Annotated in this window: 30 protein-coding genes and 2 tRNA genes; 12 read left to right on the forward strand and 20 right to left on the reverse strand. The window is 67.6% G+C overall.

Going from position 1 to position 25,297, the window contains the following annotated elements:
* Positions 1-13 precede the first annotated feature (13 nt).
* Both ASG17_RS10050 and ASG17_RS10055 read left to right on the forward strand, forming a co-directional pair.
* On the forward strand, positions 14-1,093 hold the full coding sequence (locus tag ASG17_RS10050; RefSeq protein WP_056102546.1) for an Mrp/NBP35 family ATP-binding protein: 1,080 nt from the start codon (positions 14-16) through the stop codon (positions 1,091-1,093).
* A gap of 223 nt (positions 1,094-1,316) precedes the next feature.
* On the forward strand, positions 1,317-2,414 hold the full coding sequence (locus tag ASG17_RS10055; protein WP_056102549.1) for an NADH:flavin oxidoreductase: 1,098 nt from the start codon (positions 1,317-1,319) through the stop codon (positions 2,412-2,414).
* A 183-nt stretch (positions 2,415-2,597) separates the two neighbouring features.
* Here ASG17_RS10055 and ASG17_RS10060 read toward each other — a convergent pair whose 3' ends face one another.
* The 6 genes from ASG17_RS10060 to ASG17_RS10085 all read right to left on the reverse strand — a co-directional run bounded on the left by ASG17_RS10060 (position 2,598) and on the right by ASG17_RS10085 (position 5,462).
* Entirely contained in the window at positions 2,598-2,918 is a 321-nt protein-coding gene (locus ASG17_RS10060; protein ID WP_056102552.1) for a YbjQ family protein, read from the reverse strand.
* Positions 2,919-2,935: 17 nt separating this feature from the next.
* The gene (locus tag ASG17_RS10065; RefSeq protein WP_056102556.1) at positions 2,936-3,445 is read right to left on the reverse strand and encodes a dihydrofolate reductase; all 510 of its coding nucleotides are present in this window, start codon (positions 3,443-3,445) and stop codon (positions 2,936-2,938) included.
* Entirely contained in the window at positions 3,442-3,741 is a 300-nt protein-coding gene (locus ASG17_RS10070) for a hypothetical protein (RefSeq protein WP_056102559.1), read from the reverse strand. Before ASG17_RS10070 ends, ASG17_RS10065 begins: the two co-directional genes overlap by 4 nt.
* Positions 3,741-4,598 carry a thymidylate synthase gene (locus ASG17_RS10075; protein ID WP_056102562.1) on the reverse strand — a complete coding sequence of 286 codons (858 nt, stop codon included), beginning with the start codon at positions 4,596-4,598 and terminating at the stop codon, positions 3,741-3,743. The genes ASG17_RS10070 and ASG17_RS10075 overlap by 1 nt, the downstream gene beginning before the upstream one ends.
* 71 nt (positions 4,599-4,669) lie before the next feature.
* Complete coding sequence (locus tag ASG17_RS10080) at positions 4,670-4,903, reverse strand: hypothetical protein (protein WP_056102565.1); 234 nt, start codon at positions 4,901-4,903, stop codon at positions 4,670-4,672.
* Between the two features lie 13 nt (positions 4,904-4,916).
* The gene (locus tag ASG17_RS10085; RefSeq protein ID WP_056102568.1) at positions 4,917-5,462 is read right to left on the reverse strand and encodes a DUF924 family protein; all 546 of its coding nucleotides are present in this window, start codon (positions 5,460-5,462) and stop codon (positions 4,917-4,919) included.
* A gap of 22 nt (positions 5,463-5,484) precedes the next feature.
* On the opposite strand from ASG17_RS10085, the gene ilvC reads away from it, so the two are divergent.
* Positions 5,485-6,465 carry a ketol-acid reductoisomerase gene (gene ilvC / locus ASG17_RS10090; RefSeq protein ID WP_056103411.1) on the forward strand — a complete coding sequence of 327 codons (981 nt, stop codon included), beginning with the start codon at positions 5,485-5,487 and terminating at the stop codon, positions 6,463-6,465.
* A 33-nt stretch (positions 6,466-6,498) separates the two neighbouring features.
* Here the strand turns inward: ilvC and ASG17_RS10095 are convergent.
* The 3 genes from ASG17_RS10095 to ASG17_RS10105 all read right to left on the reverse strand — a co-directional run bounded on the left by ASG17_RS10095 (position 6,499) and on the right by ASG17_RS10105 (position 7,430).
* Positions 6,499-6,575: transfer RNA gene (locus ASG17_RS10095), tRNA-Pro, on the reverse strand.
* A gap of 88 nt (positions 6,576-6,663) precedes the next feature.
* Positions 6,664-6,737: transfer RNA gene (locus ASG17_RS10100), tRNA-Gln, on the reverse strand.
* A 90-nt stretch (positions 6,738-6,827) separates the two neighbouring features.
* The gene (locus tag ASG17_RS10105) at positions 6,828-7,430 is read right to left on the reverse strand and encodes a sensor histidine kinase (protein WP_056102570.1); all 603 of its coding nucleotides are present in this window, start codon (positions 7,428-7,430) and stop codon (positions 6,828-6,830) included.
* Positions 7,431-7,602: 172 nt separating this feature from the next.
* Between ASG17_RS10105 and ASG17_RS10110 the strand changes: the two genes are divergently transcribed.
* A complete protein-coding gene (locus tag ASG17_RS10110; protein WP_056102572.1) occupies positions 7,603-8,031 on the forward strand; it encodes a response regulator in 429 nt (142 codons plus the stop codon).
* A 28-nt stretch (positions 8,032-8,059) separates the two neighbouring features.
* On the opposite strand, the gene ASG17_RS10115 is transcribed toward ASG17_RS10110, so the two are convergent.
* The 5 genes from ASG17_RS10115 to ASG17_RS10135 form a co-directional block, all read right to left on the reverse strand.
* Positions 8,060-9,508: a hypothetical protein gene (locus tag ASG17_RS10115; protein ID WP_056102574.1), complete on the reverse strand. Its 1,449-nt coding sequence runs from the start codon at positions 9,506-9,508 to the stop codon at positions 8,060-8,062.
* Positions 9,509-9,571: 63 nt separating this feature from the next.
* Entirely contained in the window at positions 9,572-9,886 is a 315-nt protein-coding gene (locus ASG17_RS10120; protein WP_056102577.1) for a hypothetical protein, read from the reverse strand.
* A 36-nt stretch (positions 9,887-9,922) separates the two neighbouring features.
* Positions 9,923-10,474, reverse strand: coding sequence for a GNAT family N-acetyltransferase (locus tag ASG17_RS15490; RefSeq protein ID WP_156367797.1), 552 nt, complete (start codon positions 10,472-10,474; stop codon positions 9,923-9,925).
* Entirely contained in the window at positions 10,471-12,651 is a 2,181-nt protein-coding gene (locus ASG17_RS10130) for a S9 family peptidase (RefSeq protein ID WP_056102582.1), read from the reverse strand. Before ASG17_RS10130 ends, ASG17_RS15490 begins: the two co-directional genes overlap by 4 nt.
* 72 nt (positions 12,652-12,723) lie before the next feature.
* Positions 12,724-13,425: an HPP family protein gene (locus ASG17_RS10135; protein WP_056102586.1), complete on the reverse strand. Its 702-nt coding sequence runs from the start codon at positions 13,423-13,425 to the stop codon at positions 12,724-12,726.
* A gap of 87 nt (positions 13,426-13,512) precedes the next feature.
* Here ASG17_RS10135 and ASG17_RS10140 point away from each other — a divergent pair, with 87 nt between their 5' ends.
* A complete protein-coding gene (locus ASG17_RS10140; protein ID WP_056102589.1) occupies positions 13,513-14,328 on the forward strand; it encodes a serine protease in 816 nt (271 codons plus the stop codon).
* A gap of 19 nt (positions 14,329-14,347) precedes the next feature.
* On the opposite strand, the gene ASG17_RS10145 is transcribed toward ASG17_RS10140, so the two are convergent.
* Positions 14,348-16,126, reverse strand: a complete 1,779-nt coding sequence (locus ASG17_RS10145) for an acyl-CoA dehydrogenase (protein ID WP_056102593.1) — start codon at positions 16,124-16,126, stop codon at positions 14,348-14,350.
* Between the two features lie 72 nt (positions 16,127-16,198).
* Between ASG17_RS10145 and ASG17_RS10150 the strand changes: the two genes are divergently transcribed.
* Together ASG17_RS10150 and ASG17_RS10155 are read left to right on the forward strand one after the other, a co-directional pair.
* Complete coding sequence (locus ASG17_RS10150; RefSeq protein ID WP_056102597.1) at positions 16,199-16,750, forward strand: cytochrome b; 552 nt, start codon at positions 16,199-16,201, stop codon at positions 16,748-16,750.
* Positions 16,747-17,664: an L-threonylcarbamoyladenylate synthase gene (locus ASG17_RS10155; protein ID WP_056102600.1), complete on the forward strand. Its 918-nt coding sequence runs from the start codon at positions 16,747-16,749 to the stop codon at positions 17,662-17,664. Before ASG17_RS10150 ends, ASG17_RS10155 begins: the two co-directional genes overlap by 4 nt.
* On the opposite strand, the gene ASG17_RS10160 is transcribed toward ASG17_RS10155, so the two are convergent.
* From ASG17_RS10160 to ASG17_RS10175, 4 genes are all read right to left on the reverse strand, one after another.
* Positions 17,661-18,752, reverse strand: coding sequence for a patatin-like phospholipase family protein (locus ASG17_RS10160; RefSeq protein ID WP_082496179.1), 1,092 nt, complete (start codon positions 18,750-18,752; stop codon positions 17,661-17,663). The two genes, ASG17_RS10155 and ASG17_RS10160, sit on opposite strands and share 4 nt — an antisense overlap.
* Positions 18,753-18,766: 14 nt before the next feature.
* A complete protein-coding gene (locus tag ASG17_RS10165; protein WP_082496180.1) occupies positions 18,767-19,615 on the reverse strand; it encodes a 3-hydroxybutyrate dehydrogenase in 849 nt (282 codons plus the stop codon).
* A gap of 76 nt (positions 19,616-19,691) precedes the next feature.
* Positions 19,692-20,453 carry a peroxide stress protein YaaA gene (yaaA, locus tag ASG17_RS10170; protein WP_056102603.1) on the reverse strand — a complete coding sequence of 254 codons (762 nt, stop codon included), beginning with the start codon at positions 20,451-20,453 and terminating at the stop codon, positions 19,692-19,694.
* Between the two features lies 1 nt (position 20,454).
* Positions 20,455-21,861: an FAD-binding oxidoreductase gene (locus ASG17_RS10175; protein WP_056102606.1), complete on the reverse strand. Its 1,407-nt coding sequence runs from the start codon at positions 21,859-21,861 to the stop codon at positions 20,455-20,457.
* Positions 21,862-21,938: 77 nt separating this feature from the next.
* On the opposite strand from ASG17_RS10175, the gene ASG17_RS10180 reads away from it, so the two are divergent.
* From ASG17_RS10180 to ASG17_RS10195, 4 genes are all read left to right on the forward strand, one after another.
* Positions 21,939-22,349: an NUDIX hydrolase gene (locus ASG17_RS10180; RefSeq protein ID WP_056103424.1), complete on the forward strand. Its 411-nt coding sequence runs from the start codon at positions 21,939-21,941 to the stop codon at positions 22,347-22,349.
* A 142-nt stretch (positions 22,350-22,491) separates the two neighbouring features.
* Complete coding sequence (locus ASG17_RS10185) at positions 22,492-22,839, forward strand: hypothetical protein (protein WP_056102607.1); 348 nt, start codon at positions 22,492-22,494, stop codon at positions 22,837-22,839.
* Positions 22,840-22,961: 122 nt separating this feature from the next.
* Positions 22,962-23,984 carry an SPFH domain-containing protein gene (locus ASG17_RS10190; protein WP_056102609.1) on the forward strand — a complete coding sequence of 341 codons (1,023 nt, stop codon included), beginning with the start codon at positions 22,962-22,964 and terminating at the stop codon, positions 23,982-23,984.
* Positions 23,985-23,989: 5 nt separating this feature from the next.
* A complete protein-coding gene (locus ASG17_RS10195) occupies positions 23,990-24,448 on the forward strand; it encodes an NfeD family protein (RefSeq protein ID WP_056103428.1) in 459 nt (152 codons plus the stop codon).
* Positions 24,449-24,468: 20 nt separating this feature from the next.
* On the opposite strand, the gene rnhA is transcribed toward ASG17_RS10195, so the two are convergent.
* Complete coding sequence (gene rnhA, locus ASG17_RS10200) at positions 24,469-24,912, reverse strand: ribonuclease HI (RefSeq protein ID WP_056102613.1); 444 nt, start codon at positions 24,910-24,912, stop codon at positions 24,469-24,471.
* A gap of 154 nt (positions 24,913-25,066) precedes the next feature.
* Between rnhA and ASG17_RS10205 the strand changes: the two genes are divergently transcribed.
* The gene (locus ASG17_RS10205) at positions 25,067-25,282 is read left to right on the forward strand and encodes a twin-arginine translocase TatA/TatE family subunit (protein WP_056102617.1); all 216 of its coding nucleotides are present in this window, start codon (positions 25,067-25,069) and stop codon (positions 25,280-25,282) included.
* Positions 25,283-25,297: the final 15 nt, after the last annotated feature.

Raw genomic sequence — 25,297 nt, forward strand, 5'->3', positions numbered from 1 at the left:
GAACGCCCGGCCCATGACAAGCAACCCAAGCCCCATCGATCGTGCCGCCGTCGTCGCCGCGCTGGACGCCATTTCCGACCCGGCGACCGGGCAGGGGCTGTTCGCCGCCGGGCGCGTTAAGGGGCTGGTCGTCGCGCCCGACCGCGCCGGGTTCGCCTTGGAGGCCCCGGCTGGCCAGTCGGCCGCCTATGCGCCTGTCCGCGATGCCGCCGAGGCGGCGCTGAAAGCCATGCCGGGGATGGAGCGCGTCTCTGTTGTCCTGACCGCCGAGGCGGTGGCGCCCGCGCGCCGCGCCAGCCTGTCGCCACAGGCGGTCGATCAGACCCGGCCGCGCGCGCCGGTGGCCACGGATCGTCCCGCCCACGTTCGTCGCGTCTTGGCCGTCGCCTCGGGCAAGGGCGGAGTCGGCAAGTCCACCGTAGCCGTGAACCTGGCGGCCGCTTTCGCTGCGCGGGGGTTGTCGGTCGGAGTGCTGGATGCGGATGTCTATGGCCCGTCCATCCCTCTGATGCTGGGTATCTCTGGCCAGCCCGAGTATCGCGACGGCATGATCGAGCCGCACGTGGCGCACGGCATGAAGGCGATGTCCGTAGGCCTGCTGGTGAAGCGGGACGACGCCATGGTCTGGCGCGGTCCGATGGCATCCCAGGCCATCACCCAGATGCTGAGCCAGACGCGCTGGGGGACTGAGGACGCGCCGTTGGACGTCCTGGTCGTAGACTTGCCGCCCGGCACCGGCGACGTGCAACTGACCCTGATCCAGAAGACCCCGCTGGACGGCGCCGTCATCGTCACGACGCCGCAGGAAGCCGCCCTGGCCGACGCCCGCCGCGCCCATGCGCTGTTCCAGAAGGTGGGCGTGCCGACGCTGGGCCTGATTGAGAACATGAGCGGCGACGTCTTCGGTCGCGGCGGCGGAGAGGCCGAGGCCGGGCGGCTGGGTGTGGCCTATCTGGGCGACCTGCCGCTGGACGGCGCGGTGCGAACGGGCGGCGACGCGGGTCGGCCGGTCACGATCGGCGAACCGGAGCGCGAGGTCTCCAAGCGTTTCGCCGTCTTCGCTGAGGCGCTCGTCGAAAGCCTGAAGCTCTAACTTTCGTCATCCTCCGGCCGCGGAGCGGACCGGGGGACAAGGCGGCGCGCGAGAGCGCGAAACTGTCTCGCCTGCTGCCTGCTGCCTGCTGAGGAATCGCCTCCGGCGCCGCCCTGTCCCCCGATCAAATCGGGGGATGACGAAAGAAATTCGTCTTATTGGGTTTTCAAACGCAACGTAAACCGCCACATCCCCGGTTCCTGATCTCTCTAGCGAGCCGCCTATGTCCATTGACGCCCTGTTTCGCCCGTTCACCGTCAAGTCGCTGACGCTGCAGAACCGCATCGTCATGGCTCCCATGACGCGGCAATTCTCGCCGAACGGCGTGCCGACCGAGGATGTGGCGGGCTATTATCGGCGTCGGGCCGAGGGTGGCGTGGGCCTGATCGTCACCGAGGGCACGACCGTCGAGCGACCGGCGGCGCGCAATGAGGCGCAGATTCCCTTTTTCCACGGCGAGGCTCTGCCAGCCTGGAAGACCGTGGTCGATGAGGTCCATGCGGCGGGCGGCAAGATCGCGCCGCAGATCTGGCACGTCGGCACGGCGCGCGGGCAGGCGCCGGACTGGCAGCCGCATGGCAAGGTCGACAGCCCCTCCGGGCTGACCGCGCCGGGCAAAGCCAAATACGAGGCGATGACCGATGAGGACATCGCCGACACCATCGCCGCTTTCGGCCGCTCGGCCCGCGCGGCCCGGGATCTGGGCTTCGACGCGGTCGAGATTCACGGCGCCCACGGCTATCTGATCGACCAGTTCTTCTGGAGCGGCCTGAACGTCCGCGACGACGCCTGGGGCGGCGCCACCATCCGTGAGCGCGCCCGCTTCGGCGCCGAGGTGGTCAAGGCGGTGCGCGAGGGCGTGGGCGAGGACACGGCCCTGATCCTGCGCGTTTCGCAGTGGAAGTCGCAGGATTATGCGGCCAAGAACGCCGAGACGCCGGATGAACTGGTCGAATGGCTTGGCCCGTTGTCGGACGCCGGCGTCGACGTTTTCCACTGCTCACAGCGCCGCTTCTGGGAGCCGGAGTTCGAAGGGTCTGACCTGAACTTCGCCGGCTGGACGAAGAAACTGCTCAAGAAGCCGACCATCACCGTCGGTTCGGTCGGTCTGGATGGGGAGTTCATCGCGGCCTTCGGCGGCGAGGGCTCGAAACCCGCCTCGCTGGATGGCCTGATTGAACGGCTGGAGCGGGACGAGTTCGACCTGGTCGCCGTCGGCCGCGCCCTGCTGGCCGACCCGCTATGGGTCGAGAAGATCCGCGACGGCCGCCTGGACGAGCTGAAGGACTTCGAGCGTTCGGCCCTGATGTCGCTGAGCTGAGGCGTCCCTCTCCCAGAGGGAGAGGGCTTGAGCGCACGGCGGCAAAGCCGTCGTCCTTGCGTGAAAGGGTGAGGGGTTGGGCGACCAAGAGGTGAGGGCGTAACCCCTCACCCTTTCGACTTAGCCAGTCGCTTCGCTCCTGGAGCCTCAAACCTTCTCCTTCTGGGGGAGGGATCGTAGGATCTAGACGGGCTCGATCACCACGGCCGTGCCATAGGCGAGCACCTCGGTGATGCCTGGCATGATCTCGTTGGCGTCGTAGCGCATGGCGGTGACGGCGTTGGCGCCGGCCGCCTGGGCGTGGTCGACCAGTTCCTTGTAGGCCTCGGCCCGCGCCATCTCGGCCAGCTTCACATAGGCCCCGACGCGGCCCCCGAAGATGGACTGGACGCCGCCCACCATGTCGCTGATGGCGTTGCGCGAGCGCACGGTGATGCCGCGCACGACGCCGATCGTCTTCACGATGCGATAGCCGGGCACGTCGTTCGTGGTGACGATCAGCATGAGCAGGCTCCCCGGCGTCAGCGCCGTTCGAGGGTGCGGAAGGTGAAGGCGTGGTCGTCCTTCTCTCCCGCCGGATGGTCTTCCGACGATACCTCAACCCACGCCTTCTCGTCGAACGGCGGGAAATGGGCGTCGCCCTCGGGCGCCGCATCCACTTCGGTGATGTAGAGCCGCTTCGCGCGCGGCAGGGCCGCGGCGAACAGGGCCGTCCCGCCGATGACGCAGACCTCCGCCGCGCCGTCGTCCTCGGCCTGCTCTCGGGCCATCTCAAGCGCCTCGTCCAGATTGGTGACGACCACCGCGCCCTTGGCCTCGAACGACAAATCGCGGCTCAGCACCAGGTTCAGTCGGCCGGGCAGGGGCTTGAGCGGCAGGCTCTCCCACGTTTTTCGACCCATCAGACAGGGCTTGCCGATGGTGATGGCCTTGAACCGCTGCAGATCGCTGCGCAGCCGCCACGGCAGATCGCAGTCCTGACCGATGACGCCGTTGGAGCCGCGCGCGACGACGAGGGCGAGCGGGATCATGGCTTCGGCTCCAGCCAGCTGAGCCATTTGCGCTGCATCGCCGCCTCCAGATCGATCCCCGCACGGTCGCAGTAGATCAGCAGCATGCCGAGCACATCCGCCGCTTCGTCACCCAGCGCCTGGGCGTCCGGCGTCCCGCGCGCCCGGCCGGACAGCCGCAGATGCTCGGCGGTCAGTTCGCCAAGCTCCTCCTGCAGCTTCAGCAAGGCCCAGTCGCGGTCGCGGTCGATGTTGTGCTCGGCCGCATAGATGTCGGAGATTCGCAGGACCGAGGCCTGCAAGGCGGTCAGGTCCATCAGACGGATACGGCCGCCTTGATGTGCGGCCACGGCGCGTAGCCGTCCAGCACGAAGTCCTCCAGCTGAAAGGCGAACAGGTCGTCGCGCGGGGCGATCGTCATCGTCGGCAGGGGCAGGGGGTCGCGGGCCAGTTGGGTATCGGCCTGTTCGATGTGGTTCAGATACAGGTGGGCGTCGCCGAAGGTGTGGATGAACTCGCCGGGCTGCAGGCCGACCACCTGGGCGATCATCAGGGTCAGCAGGGCGTAGCTGGCGATGTTGAACGGCACGCCCAGGAAGACGTCGGCTGAGCGCTGGTAGAGCTGGCAGCTCAGCTTTCCGTCGGCGACGAAAAACTGGAACAGGCAGTGGCAGGGCGGCAGGGCCATGTCGTCCACGTCCGCCGGATTCCAGGCGGTGACGATGTGGCGGCGGCTGTTGGGGTTGGTCTTCAGGTTGAGGACCAGGGTGGTGATCTGATCGATCACGCGGCCGTCCGGCGCGGTCCACGAGCGCCACTGCTTCCCATAGACGGGGCCCAGCTCGCCCTCGGCGTCGGCCCACTCGTCCCAGATCTTGACGCCGTTTTCCTGAAGCCAACCGATGTTGGTCTCGCCGCGCAGGAACCACAGCAACTCCACGATAATGGAGCGCAAGTGCAGCTTCTTGGTGGTCAGGACTGGGAAGCCCTTGGCCAGATCGAACCGCATCTGCCGCCCGAAGACGCCAAGGGTGCCGGTCCCGGTGCGGTCGTCACGGCGCGCGCCATTGTCGAGGATGTCGCGCAGCAGGTTGAGGTACTGCCACTCCGGGTGATCGGCGGGTGCGGCGCCCGAGCGGGCTGCGAGATCGGCCTGGAGGATATGCGCGGTCATGGACCCGACTTTGCGGCCGAATCACTCCGGAGGGGAGAGGGCGGGCGCGCCTCGTCCACAGGAACCGCGCCTCAGTCCTCCGATCGCGCCCGCCGTTGCCGGGCGATCTCGGCGCGGTTCTTCACGGCCCAGTCCCGCTTAGTTTTCGGCGTGCGTTTCACGGCGCCCGGGCGCAGGCGCTCGTAGCGTTTGCGCGAATAGGCCTTCGCGCAGTCCATGCAGTGGCGATAGGTCCGCGCGGCATAGCTGGCGTGCCAGTTGCGGCCTTCCTGCAGCGGGACGTGACACTCTCGGCAGCGATGCATCGTCGCCTAACGCTCAGCCGGCGAAACCGCCGCCTTGCAGGAATGCGGCTTCCTCCGCCGTCGTTTCGCGGCCCAGCACGGCGTTGCGGTGGGGGAAGCGGCCGAAGCGGACGATGATGTCGCGGTGGATGATGGCGTAACGCTTCACCTCAGGCATGTCGTCGCCCAGCAGCGGGACCAGTTCGTCGTGGTCGGCCAGCCGCTCAGAGTGCTCGTACGGGAGATAGAAAAACTGGCGCAGGTCGGGTTCGAAGGCGGCGGGCCAGCCGCGCGCGACGGCGGCCTTGGCGAAGCTGAGCGCCAGGGCGTCGGTGGCGAACTGGTGCGCCGTGCCTCGGAAGCTGTTGCGCGGATACTGGTCCAGCACGATCAGCAGGGCAAGCGCGCCCTCCGCCGTCTCTATCCAGTCGTCCAGCCGACGCGCCGCAGCGTTCCAGTGGGCGGCGCGCATCCGGCCTCGCACGGCGGCGTCGAATTGATCGTCCTTGGCGTACCATTTGTCGGGGCCGGCCTCTTTCCAGAAGGCGACGATGTCGGAAGGGGTTATGAGCTCGGCCATGACCGAGCCTCTACGCGCCCCGCTGCCCGTTTTCCATGACGCCGACTGCGACCTGTCGATCATCCGCGGCAAGCGCGTCGCCATGATCGGCTACGGCAGCCAGGGACGGACCCATGCGCTGAATCTCCGCGGTTCGGGCGTGGCGGACATCGTTGTGGGGCTGAAGGCCGGCTCTGCGACGCGGGCGAAAGCCGAGGCGGACGGCTTCACGGTCATGACGGCGGGCGAGGCGACGGCGGGCGCAGACGTCGTGGCGGTGATGGTCTCGGACGAGGCGCACCGCGATCTGTGGCGGATCGAGATCGAGCCGGCGATCAAGCCGGGCGCGGCGCTGGTCTTCGCGCACGGCCTGTCGGTGCGGTTCGGCTTGGTGGAGCCGCGCGCCGATCTGGACGTCATCCTGGCCTCGCCCAAGGGCATCGGGCCGCGCATCCGTGACCTCTATCTGACCGGGGAGGGGGTGTTCTGTCTGTTCGGCGTGCAACAGGACGCGACGGGCGGCGCCCACGGCTTGGGCCTCTCCTACGCGGCGGCCTTGGGCTGCGGGCGGCGCGGCATTCTGGAGACCACCTTCCGCGACGAATGCGAGAGCGACCTGTTCGGCGAGCAGGTTGTCCTGTGCGGCGGGGTGCAATCGCTGGTGGACGGCGCCTTTTCAACCCTGGTCGCGGCCGGCTATCCGCCCGAGGTGGCGTGGTTCGAATGCTTCTATGAGCTGAAGCTGGTCACCGACCTGATGTTTGAGCGCGGCATCGCTGGGGCCTTCGGCAAGATATCCAACACGGCCGAGTACGGCGCCTATCTGACCGGGCCGCGCGTCATCGGCGCGGCGTCGCATGCGGCGATGCAGGGCGTGCTGGCGGATGTTCGGGACGGCTCGTTCGTGCGCAGGCTGATGGCGGACTACGACGCCGGCTCGCCCGAACTGCTGGCGCGACGCGCGGCGCTGGGCGAACGACCGATCGAGGCGACCGGTGCACGGCTGAATGGCTTGAAGGGGTGATGCGGGCGCCTCGGGACAGCGCCGAAATCCAAATGGTCGGAGTGAGAGGATTCGAACCTCCGACCCCTGCGTCCCGAACGCAGTGCTCTACCAGACTGAGCCACACTCCGACGTTGGAGGCGGGCTTATAGCCACGCCGTTTCGACGCCGCAAGCGGTGATCGGCCCTGTTTCGCAGTGATTTTCGAAGCGAGGGCCGTGGCTGGGGAACTAGGACTCGAACCTAGAATGACGGTACCAAAAACCGTAGTGTTACCATTACACCATTCCCCAGCAGGAGCGGCGCGAGCCCGCCTGACGGCGGGGAGGCGGTCGAATACTTGAAGGGCGGGGGGGATGCAACACCCCCTGAAAACAAGTCGCCTAGTGAGCCGAGGTCGGCGCTGTCGGCAGACGTACGCGCACCCCGACGCCGGCGCCGGGCGAGGTCTCCACGGTCATCGAGCCCTGCATGTGATCAACCAATCCCTCGACCAGACCCAGTCCATCCCCGGCAGCAAGCTCGCCGGCGCCGATGCCGGAATCGCGAATCACCAGGCTGATGCCCTCGGCGGAACGAGAGAACGCGACGGCGATCGCGCCGCGGCCCTCGCCCGGAAAACCGTGGCGAACGGCATTCGAGATCAGCTCGTGGGCGATGATGGCCAAGGTCAGGGCCTGTGAGTCCGGCAGGACGGCCGAAGCGGCCCTCACCTCGAAGCGGATCGGCCTGCCCTCGCACGATCGACGCCAGAACGCGATGGCGTCGTCTAGGTAGCTGGCGAAATCGACGGGCCCTTCCTGCACCGCGCGCCTGTTGAACAGGCTCATCGCCGCAGTGACGTCGCTGAGCCATGCCAGGTGACGGCGGCTCTCCGGATCTCTGACGGCGCGCAGACGAATCCCGATCAGAGCTTGCAACAGCTGATAGCCCCCGAGCAGGCGCCGTTCGAGATCGGCTACGCGGATGTCCGCTTCAGTCGCCACTCTGTCCCCCCGTGAGCAGAAAGTTGGATTTTTCCATAGCCTAGGTCGAACCAAGCCGCCAAGTGTGCGTTGCAGTGTCCGGTCGCTGACACAGAGTGGTTAAGTCGTTGGCGAGCCGGAGAAACATTGCTTTGGGTGCGGTGCGTTGACGGGACCACCCGACCTTCGGGTCATGATCGTGGAAGACCAGCCCATTCTGGCGATGGAACTGGAGCTCGTGCTCGCTGACGCGGGCTGCGACGTCGTGGGATGCGCGATGGACCGGCCTGGCGCATTCGCCATTGCGGATCGGGAACGACCGGACTTCGCCCTGGTTGACGTCAACCTGTTGGACGGTCTGACCGGACCTCAGATCGCGCATCGGCTGGTCAGTGATTACGGCGCGGCCGTCGTCTTTCTGACCGCCAATCCCGAGCAGATTCCCGAGGGGTTCGCGGGAGCGCTGGGTGCCGTGACCAAGCCGTTCGACGAGCAGACCATCAGAGGCGTCGTCGCCTTCGCCCGACAGTTTATCTTCCACCGCACGGTGACCACAGCGCCGAAGCGTTTCCGCCTGGCGCCGTGGCTGGCCACCCCCCCCGAGGACATAGCCCCACACTAAAAACGGGAGGGGCTGGCCTGGTCGCAACTCATTCCACCTTGAAGCGGACGAAGAGCATCCCGGCTGTTGGATCATTGCCGTAGAGCGGCTCCAGCATGTCAGGGACGCGGTTTAACGTGACCAGACCGCCCAAGCCGAACGTCATGTGCTCGGCCAGCCGCCAGTCGTGAACGACGCCGATCGAAGCCTTGGATACGACGTAGAGATCTCCGTGCCCGCCGTGGTCCTCGGGGACCAGCTCGTCCGTCTCGATCCGCTCGGCCCGGGCGAAGATCGTCCAGGGGCCGGTGGGGTGCAGGGCCGTCTCGAACAGCCAGCCGTCTTTGCTCTCATCGTGGTCGTTGGTCTTGCGGCCGAAGGCGATGGTGGAGGACCACCAGCCCGCGTCGCCGAAGCGGCGGGTGTGGATGGCGCTGGCCGAGAGCCGGGTTTCATCTTCGTCGGGTTCGAGCTGCTCGGGCGAGGTGACGTCCGCCCAGGAGGCCTGGACCGACCATTCCGGCGACGGATTCCAGCTGGCGCGCACGGCGTAGCTGTCGAGGTCCGGGCTCTCGATGTCGTAGCGATCCTGATCCGGCTCGCGGCCCCGGAAGGCCGAGGTTTCCAGCTTCAGGCTGTCGTGAATCCAGCCGGCGGTGACGACGCCGAAGGTGATGTGGGTCGAGTCCAGCCAGTGGTGGGTGATCGGCGCCTCGGGGCTGTCCATCGCGCTCATGCGGTGCATGAAGGCGGGCGGACCGAAGGCCGGTTCGCCCGGCAGGCCGATGTAGGCGAAGACCGCGTCCTTCGGGCCGATGGGGCGGGCGTAGGTGGCCGACAGCTCCATGAACAGGTCATGCGGGTGCTGGCGATCGACCAGGCCGACGACACCATCCGCCGTCTCTCCGGCAGCCAGCAGCAGGGGGTAGCCTTCCTTGCCCATCAAGGGATCGGGGCTGGTCATGCCGCGCAGCGTCAGACTGGAGCCGTCCGAGAAATCGCGCCGCGCCGAGGTCATCAGCATGCCGGCGAGGAAGGTCATGCTGTCGCCGCGCGGCCCGAACTGGTCGTCGTAGACCACGTTCAGCAGGGCGTGGCTCATGACCATCCAGTCGCCGATCTGGCTGTGGACGCCGGCGTGGTGCGAGGCGTCAGGCTGCCAGCTGGTGCCAGAGCCGTCGCGGGTCATGGGGCCGAAACCGAGGCTGCTCTGCATCGGCATTGCGGCGTGGTCCATGCCGGCCATGTCGTGGTTCATTGCCGCATGATCGGGGGCGGCATGATCCGGGGCCGCATGGTCCATGCTCGAATGGTCCATGGTCGCGTGGTCGGCGGGCATGGCTTGTGAAGGCATGGCTTGGGCAGGCTTAGCGTGCTGGCTGTGGTCCATCGGCGCGGTGGCTGCGGGCGCGGCCGGGTGGTGGGCGTGGTCCTGCGCGGCCGGTTCGGCCAGCAGGGGCAGGGCGGCGAGGGCGCCGCCCAAGGTCGTGAGGAACATCGGTCTGTCCTTGAGATGAAACGGGCGTGAAGTCGCCGCCAGGTAGGGCGGCGCAGGCGCGGTTCAGGCTCTGGGAGGACGAAGCTCGGGCGCGGGATGGCGACCGGCGGCGCTTTGCTCGCCGGGCAGAACGATGCGCGGCGCCGTGTGGGCGACGGGCTGCAGGCGCGGTTGCAGCAGTGGCGGCGCAGGCAGGGCGGCGGTGGCGCAGCAGGCCATGGCCTTGGCGGGGGCCTTCGGCGAAGGCGTCTTGGCCGGCGCCTCGGCTTCCATGCTCATGTGACACGGCGGCTCGGCGCGCGGCGCGGCCTCCGCCGGCGCGAAGGCCAGCAGCGACAGACCGGCCAGAATGGTCAGCAGGAGGAAGAGGGTGCGCACGGCGTCAGGGTATGGCGCGCGGCCCGGCCCGGCAAGTCAGCGGCCGCCGGGCAAACCGTCGCTGGTGGGCTCCGCATCGCCGCCGGGGCCCAAGGCGCGCTGCATCAGCACCACGTCGCGCCAGTCGTTATGCTTCCAGCCGACGCTATTGAGGACGCCGCAGGGCTCGAAACCGCAGGCGGCGTGCAGGGCGACCGACCCGGCGTTGGCGCTGTCGCCGATCACCGCCAGCATCTGGCGCAGGCCCAGCGCTTCGCAGCGCTCGATCAGGGCGCTCAGCAGCGCTCGCCCGACGCCGCGCCCGCGGAAGGCCGGGTCGATATAGACGCTATCCTCGACTGTGTAGCGATAGCCGCGGCGCGGCCGGAAGACGCCGGCGTAGGCGTAGCCGGCGATCTGGCCGTCGATCTCGGCGACCAGCCGGGGCAGGCCGCTGGCGGCCACGGCGGCGAAGCGCGTGACCATCTCCGCCTCATCGGGCGGGTCCAGCTCGAAGGTGCCCAGCCCGTTCTCGACGCTCTCCGCATAGATGGCGGCGATCCGGGCCATGTCGCCCGGTTCGACGTCGCGGATGACGACCTGGCTCAAGCCTGCTCCCAACCCTTGTCGATGGCCCAGACAGCGAAGGCGTAGTCGTGGGCGACTTCCTTCAGATAGTCGAAGCGCCCGGCGGCCCCGCCGTGGCCGGCCTCCATGTTGATCTTCAGCAGCACCGGCTTGCCCGAGGTGGTGGCCGGCCGCAGCTTGGCGACCCACTTCTCCGGCTCCCAATAGGTGACGCGGGGGTCCGACAGGCCGCCGGTGGCCAGGATGGCCGGATAGGCCTTGGCCTCGACGTTGTCGTAGGGGCTGTAGCTGGCGATGTAGTCGTAGGCGGCGGCGTCCTCGATCGGATTGCCCCACTCGGGCCATTCCGGCGGCGTCAGCGGCAGGGACAGGTCGCTCATGGTGTTGATGACGTCCACGAACGGCACCTGGCCGATCACCCCGGCCCACAGGTCGGGGCGCATGTTGTTGACGGCGCCCATCAGCAGACCGCCCGCCGAGCCACCCTGCGCGACGATGTTCCCGGCCTTGCCGTGCCCGGTCGAGATCAGGTGCTCGGCGGCTGCGATGAAGTCGGTGAAAGTGTTCTTCTTGGTCATGCGCCGGGCCGTCAGGAACCAGTTCCAGCCCTTGTCCGACCCGCCGCGGATGTGGGCGATGGCGTAGATCCAGCCGCGATCCACCAGCGACAGCCGGTTGGTCGAGAAGCTGGCGCCCATCGGGATGCCGTAGGAGCCGTAGCCGTAGAGCAGCAGCGGCGCCGAGCCATCGACCGGCGTGGAGGCGCGGCGCAGGATGGTGACGGGCACCAGTTGTCCGTCGGAGGCCGAGGCGTTCAGCCGCTCGACAACATAGTCGGCGGGGTTGTGGCCCGATGGGATCTCCTGCGTCTTTCGCAGGGTCCGCGTGCGGCTGGCCATGTCGTAGTCGAAGGTCTGGGTCGGTGTGGACGGCGAGTTGTAGGCGTAGCGCGTCACCGTTGTGTCGAACTGCGACGCGCCCGCCAGCGACAGGGCGTAGGCCGGTTCGTTGACGGCGATCTCGTGCTCGGCGCCGGCGCGATCGCGGATGACGATCCTGGTGTTGGCGTCAGCCCGTTCCTGCCGCGCCAGATGGCCGGCGGTCAGGTCGATGCCCTCAATGTAACGGCCGGGCGTATGCGGCACGAGGTCGGTCCAGTGGTCCTTGCCGGGCGTGGCGGTCGGAGCCTGGGCGATCTTGAAGTCCACCGCTTCGTCATTGGTGTGGATCACCCAGCGGTCGCCCCAGTGGTCGACGTCGTAGCGGATGGCGGTGCGACGCGGCTCGAACACGACCGGCGTGGCGGTCGGCGTCGCGGCGGGGATGTAGCGGGCTTCGGACGTTTCCTGGTTCTGGATGCCGATGACCACGAACTTGTCGTCCGAGGTGCGGCCGACGCCCATGAACATGCCGTCGTCGGTCTCCTCATAGACCAGGTTGGTCTCGCCGCCGCGCGCCGGGCGGCGGAAGATCTTGTCCGGGCGGCCGTTGTCGTCGCGGTTGGTCCAGAAGATCCACTGGCTGTCTGGCGAGAAGGTGAAGTCGGCGTTGGCCGACTGGATCGGGTCGGGCAGCACCTCGCCCGTCGCCAGGTCTTTGACGAAGATCTGGTGGACCTCCGAGCCCTGCGCGTCCTCGGCATAGGCGAACAGGCTGTGGTCAGGGCTGTGCTCGGCGGCGCCGACTTCCGAATAGGCCTTGCCCTCAGCCAGCTCGTCCGCATCCAGAATGACGACCTCGCCGTCGGCGCGGCCGGTCGGGCGGCGGCAGTACAGCGGGTGCTGACCGCCGACGTTGAAGCGGATGTAGTACTCCCACGGGCCGTCGGTAGCGGGGACGGAGCTGTCGTCCTCCTTGATGCGCCCCTTCATCTCCTGGAATAGCGTCGCCTGCAGCGGCAGGGTCGAGGCCATCATCGCCTCGCGATAGGCGTTCTCTTCGGTCAGGTGTTCCTTGACGTCCGCTTTGATCAGGGTCGGGTCGCGCAGCACCGCCTGCCAGTTGTCGTCCTTCATCCATTGATAGTCGTCGACGCGGACGCGGCCGAGCTGCTCGATGCGGACGGGAATCTTCTTGGCGACGGGCGCCAGAGGAGCGGAGGATTGGGGCATCGGGGCTCGGATACTGGCGAGGACGGGGGAGGCGGCCGCGGCGGCGGCCAGGGCGGCGGTGGATGCGATGACTTCGCGGCGGTTCATGGGCGGCTTCCCCGGCGCCGGACGGCGCGACTGCCGAACCTTTTGAAAGCGCCCGACGGCCGCGTCAAACGCTCAGCGTCGCCGCGTGCGGGCATGGTCGAGCGCCCGTTGCGCTAAGGTCTTCAAATCGGCGCGCGAGGCGTCCATCGGTCCGCCCATCCCCGCCAGAGCGGCGTCGATGTCGGTATCTTCGATCGTCGCGTCGGGCGCTGCCGATGCGGCCTTGTGCGGATAGCTGTGGCCCGAGATCAGGCGGTGGAAGACCCATGCCGCGACGGTCAGTGTTACAGCGTTCAGTCCGATCGGGAGCAGGGCGAAGCTCCAGCCCAAAGTTTGTACGGCGCCCCCGCCGAGAACCGGCAACAGCGCCGTGCCGCCGCCGGAAGGGTGCAGGCAGCGGCACAGCGACATCGTCGCGATCGCAGCGCCGACAGCGACGCCGGCCGCCAGCGTCGGCTCGGAGACCAAATGGGCGGCCACGAGGCCAGTCAGCGCCGAAACGACATGGCCGCCGATGATCGACCACGGCTGGGTCATCGGGCTGGCGGGGACCACGAAGACCATCACCGCAGAAGCGCCCAATGGCGCGGCGATCATCAGGCTCGTGTGCGGATCCAGCCCATGCATGGTCAGTCGCCCTACCAGCGCGGTCAGGCCGATGCCGGTAAAGCCGCCCAGGCATGCGATCATGCGGTCGCGCAACGACGCCCCGGCCAGGATCGGCCGGAAGGCCAGCCGCCGGCCAATGCGTTCGATGCTCGATGTGAGGCTCATGGGGAATCGTCCGTCCGCGCGACGCGGACCTTGTCTGACCGCCGCCGGGGCCGTCAAATGAACACAGGACGCTTTCAGGTTCGAGCCATGGCCTTTGATGTTCAGACGCCGGAGACCCTGCCGCCTATCGCCAGCGACCCGCCTGCGTGGGACCTGTCTGTCGGGCTGATCAATGCGACGGTTCAGTTGGACCAGCCGACCGGCGACGGCACGCGCACGGTCGGCACCGGCTTTCTGATCGACGCGCCGGCGCCCGACGGCTCGCCGCGCACTGTCCTGGTCACCGCCGGCCACGTTCTGGAGCGGATGCCGGGCAAGCAGGCGCGGGTGGGATGGCGCGTCGCACTGCCGGACGGCTCCTGGCGTTTCGACCCTCAACCCCTCGACATCCGGGGCGATGACGACCAGCCGCTGTGGACGCGCCATCCCCAGCGAGACATCGCCGTCATGAAGGTGGACGCCCCTGAGGCGTTTGCGCGGGCCGCCATACCCATGGGCTGGTTGGCCGATTCGAAGACGCTGGCGGACTACGAGGTCGGGCCAGGGGATGAGATGCTCTCGTTAGGCTTCCCGCGCGGTCTGTCGGCCAACCGGGCGGGCTTTCCGATTCTGCGTGTCGGGCGGGTGGCGTCGTGGCCATTGTCGCCCATTACGGCCTTTCCGACTTTCCTGCTGGATTTCACCGTCTTCCCAGGAAACTCGGGCGGACCCGTCTTCTGGACCGATCGGGCGCGACGCCGCCCGGGCTCTCCGAACGAGCCGGATCATCCTTTCGTCGCGGGCGTGCTGACGCAGGAGGTGATGGTCCGTGACGAGCGGCTTGAACTCGGTGTCGTGGCCCATGCCGAATACATTCGCGAAGCCATCGCGGAGATGGACGCGGCCGAGGCGGTCGGTCCGTAGGCGGTCGGCCCGTAGGCGATCAGGCGGATAGCACGTCGGCGCTAAGCCGGAGCAGAACGCCCGCGCCCTGGCCAACGGCGGCCAGGCGGCTGGAGCAGTGGCCCAGCACGTTGGCGGCATAGACTTCGTAAAGGTCCAGCCTGCCCTGCAACCAGGCCGCGTCGCCTTCGCCCGCATCGATGAGCCGCTTCGCCTGTAGCGCCTGTTTCGCCAGCATCCAGCCGCCGACCACATCGCCCATCAGCTTGAGATAGGCGTCGGCGCCGGCCAGGACGTCGGCCGCGGCGGTCGCCTCGGCCTTACGGTCGAGCAGCCACAGCGTCGCGTCCTCCGCGGCCTCGATGGCGGCGCGCAGGCGCTCGGTCGGCTTGCCGTCGAGAGTGCGCGAGAGCGGCGTCAGCACTTCGCGCATATCCTCCAGCAGGTCGCGCGCCGCCTGTCCAGCGTCCATCGACAGCTTGCGGCCGACCAGATCCATCGCCTGGATTCCGTTCGTGCCCTCGTAGATCGGGGCGATGCGGGCGTCGCGATAGTATTGGGCGGCCCCGGTCTCCTCGATGAACCCCATGCCGCCATGGATCTGGACGCCCATGGACGCGACATCACAGCCGACATCGGTGGACCAGGCCTTGGCGATCGGCGTCAGGATGTCCTCGCGGCCTTTCCAGCGCTTGCGCGTCGTCTCGTCGCCAGCGTGTTCGGCCAGATCGGCGGCGACGCCGGTCGACAGACAGATGGCGCGGGCGGCGGCGATCTTGGCCTTCATCACGGCCAGGGTGCGGCGCACGTCGGGGTGGTCGAAGATCGGGGCGTTGTGGCCGGTCCAGACTGAGCGACCTTGTTTGCGTTCCAGAGCGTATTCCAGCGCGTGCTGATAGGCGCGCTCGGCGATGCCCACGCCTTCCACACCGACGGCCAGGCGCGCGGCGTTCATCATGACGAACATATGGGCCAGGCCCTCATTGGGGCGTCCGACCAGTTCGGCGGCGGCGTCCTCATAGACCATGACGCAGGTGGGCGAGGCGTGGATGCCCAGCTTGTGCTCCACGCCCACGGGTCGGAAGCTATTGCGGTCGCCCAGCGAGCCGTCGGCGCCCACCGCGAACTTGGAGGCGAGGAACAAGCTGATGCCCTTGGGCCCCGGAGGCGCGTCGGGCAGACGGGCCAGCACCAGATGGACGATATTGTCCGTCAGGTCGTGGTCGCCCCAGGTAATGAAGATCTTCTGGCCGTTCAGGTGATAGCCGCCGTTCCCGTCAGGCGTCGCCGTGGCGGTGAGTGCGCCCAGGTCCGAACCGGCGTGCGGCTCGGTCAGGACCATGGCCCCGGTCCATTCGCCCGACACCAGCTTGGTCAGATAGGTCGCCTTCTGCTCAGGCGTGCCGACCTCTTGCAGCGCCTCGATCGCGGCCAAGGACAGCATCGGGCAAAGGCCAAAGGCCATGTTGGCGGAGTGCACCGTTTCGAACGCGGCCAACTCAAGCGCCTTGGTCAGACCCTGGCCGCCGGCCTCCGTCGCGGCGCTCAGGCCCGTCCAACCGCCATCGGCGAACTGGCGATAGGCGTCGACCAGCCCTGGCGCCGCCGTCACGGCGCCGTTGGCGTAGAGCGAGCCGTTCTGATCGCCGATGCGGTTCAATGGAGCCAGCACCTCTTCGGAAAAAGTCGCCGCCGCCTCCAGCACTGCGTCCTGGATATCGGCGTCGAACTCGGGAAAGGCGCCGGTGGCGGCGACCTGGTCTATCCCGACGGTCTCGAGAGCAAAGACGATGTCCCGGATCGGTGCTTTGTAGGCCATGACGTATCTCTGGTTGCCGCGCGCTTGCTGTCGAGGCTATGTGACGGGGTGTCGTTGCGGAAGGGAAGCCCGATGTCAGAACCCCGAAACCGCTATTCCGCCGTTTCCCTGGTCCTGCACTGGCTGATTGCGGCGATGGTCATCGGTCAGGTGCTGCTCATCATGGCGCACGATGCGACAGAGGGCCCCGCGTCACGATCGTTTGTCGATCTGCACAAGTCAGTGGGTCTGACGATACTGGTGCTAACCCTGGCAAGGATCGGTTGGCGCGTGGCTCATCCCGCGTTGCCGTTGCCCGCCGAGATGCCGAGGTGGGAAAAGGTGTTAGCGCGGGCGACGCATGTCCTGTTCTACGTCGTGTTGCTGGTCATGCCGATCACGGGTTGGCTGGCCTCGTCAGCGGGGGGACGTGTCATTGAGTGGTTCGGCCTGTTTCACTGGCCACTTCTGCCGGTGGGCGGCGGCCGTGAGGCGGCCCGGAACTACATGAACATCCACGGCATGGTCGTTAAGCTGCTTTACGTGCTCATATTCCTGCACGTGGCGGGTGCGCTGAAACATCAGTTTGTGAACCGCGACAACGTCCTGCACCGCATGATGCCGATCATCCCGCGCCGGCCGTGAGCGACGATGTCGCCGCAGCGGTCGATGCGCTGCGGCTCGGCGACCTCATCCTGTTGCCGACCGAAACGGTCTATGGGCTGGGCGCCGATGCAGCCAATCCGGCGGCGGTGGCGAAGATCTTCGCGGCCAAGGGCAGATCGCGCTTCAATCCTTTGATTGCGCACGTTTCCGATGTCGCCCAGGCGCGGCGCGTCGCAGTCATGGATGCGCTCGCAGAGCGACTGGCGGACGCGTTCTGGCCCGGGCCGATGACGATCGTCGCGGCCTACCGTGGTGAAGGCGTCTGCGATTTGGCGCGCGCTGGCTTGAACAGCGTGGCTGTGCGGGCGCCGCTTCTACCCTTGGCGCGGGCGGTGATCGATGCGTTCGGCGCCGCCGTCGTGGCGCCCTCGGCCAATCGCTCGGGGCGCCCCAGCCCGACAACCTTTGACGACGCCGTGGAAGAGACGGGACCGTCCGTCGCCGCCGCGCTGGACGGCGGTCCATGCGCGGTCGGGCTGGAAAGCACGGTGGTGTCTGTTCTGGGCGGCGTGGTCCGTCTGTTGCGGCCCGGCGCTGTGACGCGCTCCGAGATCGAATCCATTGTCGGGCCGCTGGCGGCCGACGAGGGGGACGGCCATCGTTCGCCCGGTCGACTGGCGTTGCACTACGCGCCCGATGCGCCTGTGAGGATCGAGGCGAGAGGCGCAAGGGCAGGCGAAATCCTGCTCGGTTTCGGCCCCGGCGTGGGCGAGCCGCGCTGGAGCTTGAGCGAGCGTGGCGACACGGCTGAAGCAGCGGCGCGGCTGTTTCGGTTGCTGCGAGAAGCGGATCGCGAGCGGCCGTCGGGGATCGCGGTCTCGCCGATGCCGAACGACGGGCTGGGAGAAGCCATCAACGATCGGTTGCGGCGTGCGGCGGGGTTCGTTGGCTAGCCAAAGCGCGCCTGCAGATCGACACTCGACGCTTTGCCGACCGAGGCGAAACTGTCGGCCAGCCAGTCCTCAGCCGCCTTCTGTCCGCGCGCCTTCAGCCGGTTCAGATAGGTCCATTCCGTGTTGAACTTCGACCCCAGAGACTGGTCGGCCAGATAACGGTCCGCCTCGATGGCGTGCATCAGGATGTGGCGATACCGGCCGCGCGAGCTTTCCGTCAGCCGGCCTTCCTCGATCAGCTCCTGCACGAAGGCGACGGCGCGCAGCTCGGCCAGCAAGGGGGCGTTGAAGACGATCTCGTTCAGCCGGTCGACGATCTCGCCGCCTGTGCGCGGCGGCTCCTCGCGGATCATGGGGTTCAGCGTGACCAGCAGCACGTCGTCCGGCGTATCGTCGTAGAACAGCGGCCAGAGCGGCGGATTGGCGAGATAGCCGCCGTCCCAATAGGGCTCGCCGTCGATTTCCACGGCCTGAAACAGATGGGGCAGACAGGCCGACGCCATCAGCACCCGGTCCGTGATCTCGGTCGAGGTGAAGACGCGGCACTTGCCCTCACGAACCGCCGTGGCGGCTACGAACAGCTTGATCGGCGAGGCGCGAACCGCCTCGAAATCGACCGCCGCCGTCAGGACGCGGTTGAGAGGATTGAGGTTGAAGGGGTTGAAGTCATAGGGGCTCATGGACATCGCCAGCGTCTCACCGGCGCGCCACAACGGGGTTTCCTTCAGCCAGTCCGGGCCTGACGCCGCGCTCCAGATGGCGCTGTCGCCGAAGACGTTGCGACCGCCCGAGCGGTTCACTTCGCGCCACAGCTTGTCCAGCGCCTCGCGTCCGCCCGCCGCGCCGGCCTTTTCCAGCCCCGACACAAGGGCCGCCGCGTTCATGGCGCCGGCCGATGCGGCCGTCACCGCGCGAATGTCGAGGCGGTCATCCTCCAGCAGCCGGTCCAGCACGCCCCATTGGAAGGCGCCGTGCGCGCCGCCGCCCTGAAGCGCCAGGCAGATGGAGGGACGTGTTGGCGGACCGTTCGTATCGGCTCCAGACTGCGAAGCCGGCTTTGGGGCAGGCTTGGCCTTGAACAACGCCATACCGCCCCCCGGGCCTATTGAGCGGTCCAGCCGCCGTCGATGGAGAAGCTGGCCCCGTTGGCCGAGGCCCCCAGGTCGCTGACGAGGTAGAGGAAGATGCCCGCCAGTTCGTCCGTGGTGACGAACCGCTTTGTCGGCTGGGCCGCCAGGATCACGTCCTTCAGCACGGCTTCCTTTGAAATGCCGCGCGTGCGGGCCTGGTCGGCGATCTGCTTTTCGACGATCGGCGTCTCGACGAAGCCGGGACAGATGGCGTTGCAGGTGATGTTGTCCTGCGCCAGCTCCAGCGCCACCGTCTTGGTGAAGCCGAGAACGCCGTGCTTGGCGGCGACGTAGGCGGACTTGAACGGGCTGGCGACAAGGCCGTGGGCGCTGGCGATGTTCACGATCCTGCCGCGGCCCTGAGCCTTCATGATCGGGATCGCCGCCCGCGTGGCGTAGAAGGCCGACGACAGGTTGATGGCGATGATCTGCTCCCACTTGTCGGACGGGAACTTCTCGACCGCTTCGACGTGCTGGATGCCGGCGTTGTTGACCAGGATGTCGAGGCGACCGAGGTCGTGCTTGGCGAAGGCGACCATATCGGCCACTTCCTCGCCCTTGCGCATGTCGGCGCCGTGATAGCGGACAGGCACGCCACAACTCGACTCAAGCTCCGAGCGGGTGCGTTCGATCTCGGACGGATCGCCCAAGCCGTTCAGCACCACAGCGCCGCCGCGAATGGCGACCGCGCGGGCCAGCGCCAGGCCGATGCCGGAGGTCGAGCCGGAGATGACGGCGACCTGGCCCTTCAGGTCGTTGATGTCGCGTACCGCAGGGGCCGCGCCCTCCGCCACGCCGGGCTTCTTGGTCCACTGGAACATGGTCTCGCCTTCAGTCTCGTCTCGGATGCCGAACCTAGCGGGAGGAACGCCGGGGCGACAGAGCAAGGTTATTATTTCACGGCCTGGTGAATATCCAGTCGGTGTCGTTCGACGCCGCCTTGTCGAAGCGATAGCCGTCACGGTCGAAGCCCTTCAGCCCCTCGGCGCGGTCGATCCGTTCGTCGATGGCGTAGCGGGCCATGGTCCCGCGCGCCCGCTTTGCGAAGAAGGAAATGATCTTTCGCTCGCCGTTCTTCGATTCGTAGAAATGCGGCGTGACGACCGGTAGCTTCAGCGTCTTGCGGTCGGCGGCGTGAAAATATTCCTGGCTGGCCAGGTTCACCAGCGTCGGATCGGGCTGACCGTCGCCGTCGGCGTTCAGCTGTCTGACGATGCGGTCGCCCCAGAAGTCGTACAGGCTCTCGCCGCGACGGGTCTTCAGCCGCGTGCCCATCTCCAGGCGGTAGGGCTGGATGGCGTCCAGCGGCCGAAGCAGGCCGTACAGGCCGGACAAGATGCGGATATGGTCCTGCGCCCAGGCGAGGCCCGCCGCGTCCAGCTCGCGCGCCGCCAGCCCCTGATAGACGTCGCCGGCGAAGGCGAAAGCGGCGGGCAGGGCGCCCTCGGCGTCCGGGTCGAAGGCCTTGAACCGTTGCTGGTTCAGCTTGGCCAGATCGGCGGAGATGCCCATCAACCGCCGCAGGTCCGTCTGGGTCAGGTTGCGGGTGGTGCGCGACAGGGAGGCGGTGTCGGCCGCAAAGCGCGGCTGGGTGGGTTGGACCGCGACTGGCGCTTCGGCGAAGTCGAGGCGTTTGGCCGGTGACAGGACGATCAGCATCTTAAAACAGCACCGCCGGATTCATGATGCGCCTGGGGTCGATGGCGGCGCGGATGGCGGCCATGGTCTGGACTTCCAGCGGGGTCTTGTAGCGCTTGACCTCTTCGGTCTTCAGCCGGCCCAGCCCGTGCTCCGCGCTGATGGAGCCGTCGTAGCCGGCGACGACGTCGTGGACGACCTGCGAGCCTTCCTTCCAGCGGCCGATGAAGGCGGGGATGTCCTCTCCCACAGCCGGCAGGATGTCGTAGTGCAGATTGCCGTCGCCTACGTGGCCGAAGACCGAGACGCGGGCGCCGGGGTGGAACCGCTCCACCGCCGCCGTCGCCTCGTCGATGAAGTCGGCGATGCGCGAGATCGGCACCGAGACGTCGTGCTTCCAGCCGCCGCCCTCGGGCTTCAGCGCCGCCGAATGTTCCTCACGCAGACGCCAGAAGGCGGCGCGCTGGGCCTCGTTCTGGGCGATGGCGGCGTCGATGATCAAACCTTCCTCGAAGGCGACCTCCAGCAGGGAATCCATCTGGGCCTCGGCGCCGCCGGGCGTGCCGGAGATGATCTCGATCAGCACCGACCATTCGGGGATGGGGTCCAGCGGCCAGCGGCTGTCGGGGATGTTCTTGATGACCAGTTCGGCGCCCAGACGCTTCATCAGCTCGAAGGCCTCCACCCCGCCGCCGGTCTCGGACTTGGCGCGGGCCAGCAGCTCGACCGAGGCGGCGGCGCTTTCCAGCCCGACCAGGGCCACGGCGCGCGAGCGCATGATGGGGAACAGTTTCAGCGTCGCTGCGGTGACGACGCCCAGGGTGCCCTCTGCGCCGATCAGCAGCTGCTTGAGGTCATAGCCGGTGTTGTCCTTCCGCAGGCGCTTCAGGCCGTGGAAGATTTCGCCGTTGGGCATCACCGCTTCGACGCCCAGCACGAGGTCGCGCATCATGCCGTAGCGCAGCACCTGTGTGCCGCCGGCGTTGGTGGAGATGACGCCGCCGATGGTGGCCGAGCCCTCGGCCGCGAGGCTGAGCGGGAAGAATCGGCCCGCGGCAGTCGCCGCCTGCTGAGCCTCCAGCAGGGTCAGGCCGGCCTCGACCGTCATGGCGTCGTCCAGCGGGGTGACGTCGCGCACGGTCCGCAGCTTGCGGGTGGACAGCAGGATTTCGCCGTAAGGGATTTGGCCGCCGACCAGGCCCGTGTTGCCGCCCTGGGGCGTTATAGCAACGCCGTGCTCGGCGCAGATCGCCACGACGGCGGCGACCGCTTCGGTCGAGCGCGGCGTCAGCAGCAGCGACGTCTCACCGGTCCAGCGGTTGCGCCATTCGGTCAGCCAGGGGGCGAGCTCGGACGGATCCTGGGTCCAGCCGCCGTCGCCCACGGCGGACTTCAGCGTTTCGATCACGGCGGGGGAGGGTGCGGCCATGCGCGCTATGTCTCAAAATCGTGGCGCGGGCGAAAGCTGAAAGCTAAGCCTTGTGGCCCGCCAAGCAGGATTTTCCCATGACTCCCACGCCCGTGGTCGGTGTCGTCTGCTTTCGCGACGGCGAGGTGCTGCTGATCCGGCGGGCCAATCCGCCGCGCCAGGGCGAGTGGAGCCTGCCCGGCGGCCGCATCGAGCCGGGCGAGCCGGTGCTGGACGCCGCCCACCGCGAACTGCGCGAGGAGACGGGTGTCGAGGCCGCGCTGATCGGCCTGATCGATGTGGTGGACGGCGTCTTTCCGGAGCACGAGCGGCACTATGTCCTGATCGACTACGCCATGCGCTGGACGGCGGGTGAGCCGGTGGCGGGCGATGATGCGTCGGAGGCGCGTTTCTTCCCGATCGATGCCGCGGCCATGCTGGTGGAGTGGTCGGAGACCGAACGCATCATCCGCACCGGGGCGGCGCTGAATCGCTCCGTCAGTTCCTGAACATCGGCAAGCTGAGGGTTTGAAAGCGCGCCCGCATGACACGGGTATGAAACGGCGCCATAGATCGCGCGCCGAGGTGGTTTCCCACCGGCACAGGGGGCTTATCCATCGCCGGCCGCGCGCCGGTTTCCGGGGGGCTATCATGATCAAACGCACCGTCGTCGCGCTTGCCGCGGCGCTTCTTGCCGCCACCGCTCCGGCCGTGGCTTCGGCGCAGGTGACCGAGCCGGTCAGCTTCACGCTGAATAACAACACCGACCACGTGCTGGTGTCGCTCTACATCTCGGTCGTCTCCACGAACGACTGGGAAGAGGACATCTTCGGCGACGGTGTGCTGGGCGCCGGCGAGAGCGTCGAGGTCACCATCAACGACAACCTGCCCGACTGCGAATATGACCTGAAGGCCGAGTTCAGCGACGACACCAGTCTGGCGCTGGGTTCGGTTGACTTCTGCTCGCTGGACGGCGGCTCGATCGACGTCACCGAATAGTCGATCCACCCATCTATGGGTCGAGGAGGGCGGTTCTGTCGCAGGGCCGCCCTCTTTCTTTGTCCGGTTTTCGTAGCGGCGCCGTTCGCCTCGCGGTAGCATGGCGGTCAGGGAGAAAACGCATGGACTTCACGCTCTACTTCGCCGTCATTCTGGTCGTCTTCGCGCTGATCTTCCTGTTCAGCGTGGTCAAGATCGTGCCGCAGGGCCGCGAGTTCACGGTCGAGCGCTTCGGCAAATACACCAAGACGCTGAAGCCCGGCATCAGCATCCTGACGCCGTTCGTCGAGCGGATCGGCCGGCGGATGAACATGATGGAGCAGGTCCTGGACGTGCCCCAGCAGGAAGTCATCACCAAGGACAACGCCATGGTGAAGGTCGACGCCATCGTCTTTATTCAGGTGATGGACGCCTCGGCCGCGGCCTACCGGGTCGAAAACCTGCCCTATGCGATCACTCAGCTGTGCTCGACCAATCTGCGTACCGTCGTCGGATCGATGGACCTGGATGAGGTGCTGTTCCAGCGCGACAACATCAACTCTCGGCTGCTGACCGTGATCGATGCGGCGACCGAGCCGTGGGGCGTCAAGGTCAACCGGATCGAGATCAAGGACCTGACGCCGCCGGTCGACATCACCAACGCCATGGCGCGCCAGATGAAGGCCGAGCGCGAACGCCGCGCCGTCATCACCGAAGCCGAGGGCGAAAAGCAGGCCGCCATCGCCCGCGCGGAGGGCGCGAAGCAGTCGGCCATCCTGCAGTCCGAAGGCCGCAAGGAAGCCGCCTTCCGCGACGCCGAGGCCCGCGAGCGGGAAGCCGAGGCCGAGGCGAAGGCGACGGCGATGGTGTCCGAGGCGATCGCGCGGGGCGACGTCAACGCCATCAACTACTTCGTCGCCCAGAAGTACGTCGAGGCCTTCGCCGAACTGGCGCGCAACCCGACGGCCAAGACGGTGATCGTGCCCGCCGAGATGAGCGGTCTGGTCGGGACCATCGCCGGTCTGGGCGAACTGGTTGGCCTGGCGCGCGAGCAGCAGGCGACGCGCCCGCCCGCACGACCGGCCGAACCGGTCGCCGCGCCGCAAGCGCCGCAGCCGCCGCGTCCGCCGCGCCGCCCCACCGGCAGCGTTCCCACGGCGGAGTGATGACGATGGATCTGGTGACAAACCTCTATGCCTCACAGCCCTTCTGGCTGTGGATGGCGCTGGGCGTCGCCTTGCTGGCGACCGAAGCCGCCTTCTCGACCGAGTGGCTGCTATGGCCGGCGGTGGCGGCGGGGGTGGTCGCGGTGCTGACCCTGTTCGGCCTGCGAATCGGCCTGGGCGGCGAGCTGGTGCTGTTCGGCGTGCTGACGGTGCTGGCGACCCTGGCGTCCCGGCGGCTGATCAAGCGGGTCAGTCCGGACGATGAGCCCGACATCAACAGCCGCGACGCCCGTCTGGTCGGATTGAAGGCCGTGGTCATCCAACCGTTCGTGGACGGGCGTGGCCGGGTCTTCGTCTCGGGCGCCGAGTGGGCCGCAGATCTGGAAGGCGCGTCGGCGCCGGACGGTGCGAGCGTCGTCGTTTCGTCTGTCGAGGGCGCCCGCCTACGGGTACGGCCAGCCTAGGGGATCAGGCGGCGCGCGTTCTAGCGGCGCGGCAGTTCGTCCACACCACGATTGGCCAGGCCATCGGCCCTTTCGTTCAGAGTGTGGCCTGCGTGACCCTTCACCCAGTGCCATTTCACGTCGTGGCGTAAGCGAGCTTCGTCGAGGCGTCGCCACAGGTCGTCGTTCTTGACCGGCTTCTTGTCGGCGGTCAGCCAGCCGCGCGCCTTCCAGCCGCGGATCCATTCGGTGATGCCCTGCATCACGTACTTGCTGTCGGTATGCAGATCGACACGGCAGGGGCGTTTCAGCACCTCAAGCGCCTGAATCGCCGCCATCAGCTCCATGCGGTTGTTGGTGGTCAACGGCTCGCCGCCCCACAACTCCTTCTCGTGACCGCCGCCCGTCTGCAGCACGGCGCCCCAGCCGCCCGGCCCGGGATTGCCGCGACAGGCGCCGTCGGTGTGGATGATCACATGGCTCATGGCCGCGCGTCCTAGACGATTCCGCCGCGTTCGGCGCTTCAATCCTCGATGCGACGCCGCATTCCCTTGGCGTGGCGCCTTCAGTCAGCCTATATGGCCGCGAAGATTGAGGGATGGCGCGACAGTCGCCGCCGTCCGAACAGGAGATCGCGTCTTGGGCAGCCTCAGCATCTGGCACTGGGCCATCGTCATCGTCGTCGTCGCGCTGCTGTTCGGCGGCCGGGGCAAGCTGTCGGGCCTGATGGGCGACGCCGCCAAGGGCATCAAGGCGTTCCGCGAGGGCCTGAAGGGTGACGACGACGTCAAGTCGAACGACGGCGTTAGCTCGCTGCCGCGGACAGACGCCGAAAAAGAAGAACTGAAGCGCTAGTCGCTCGCGGGCGGG

Source organism: Brevundimonas sp. Leaf363 (genome assembly GCF_001424025.1).
Lineage (GTDB): Bacteria > Pseudomonadota > Alphaproteobacteria > Caulobacterales > Caulobacteraceae > Brevundimonas.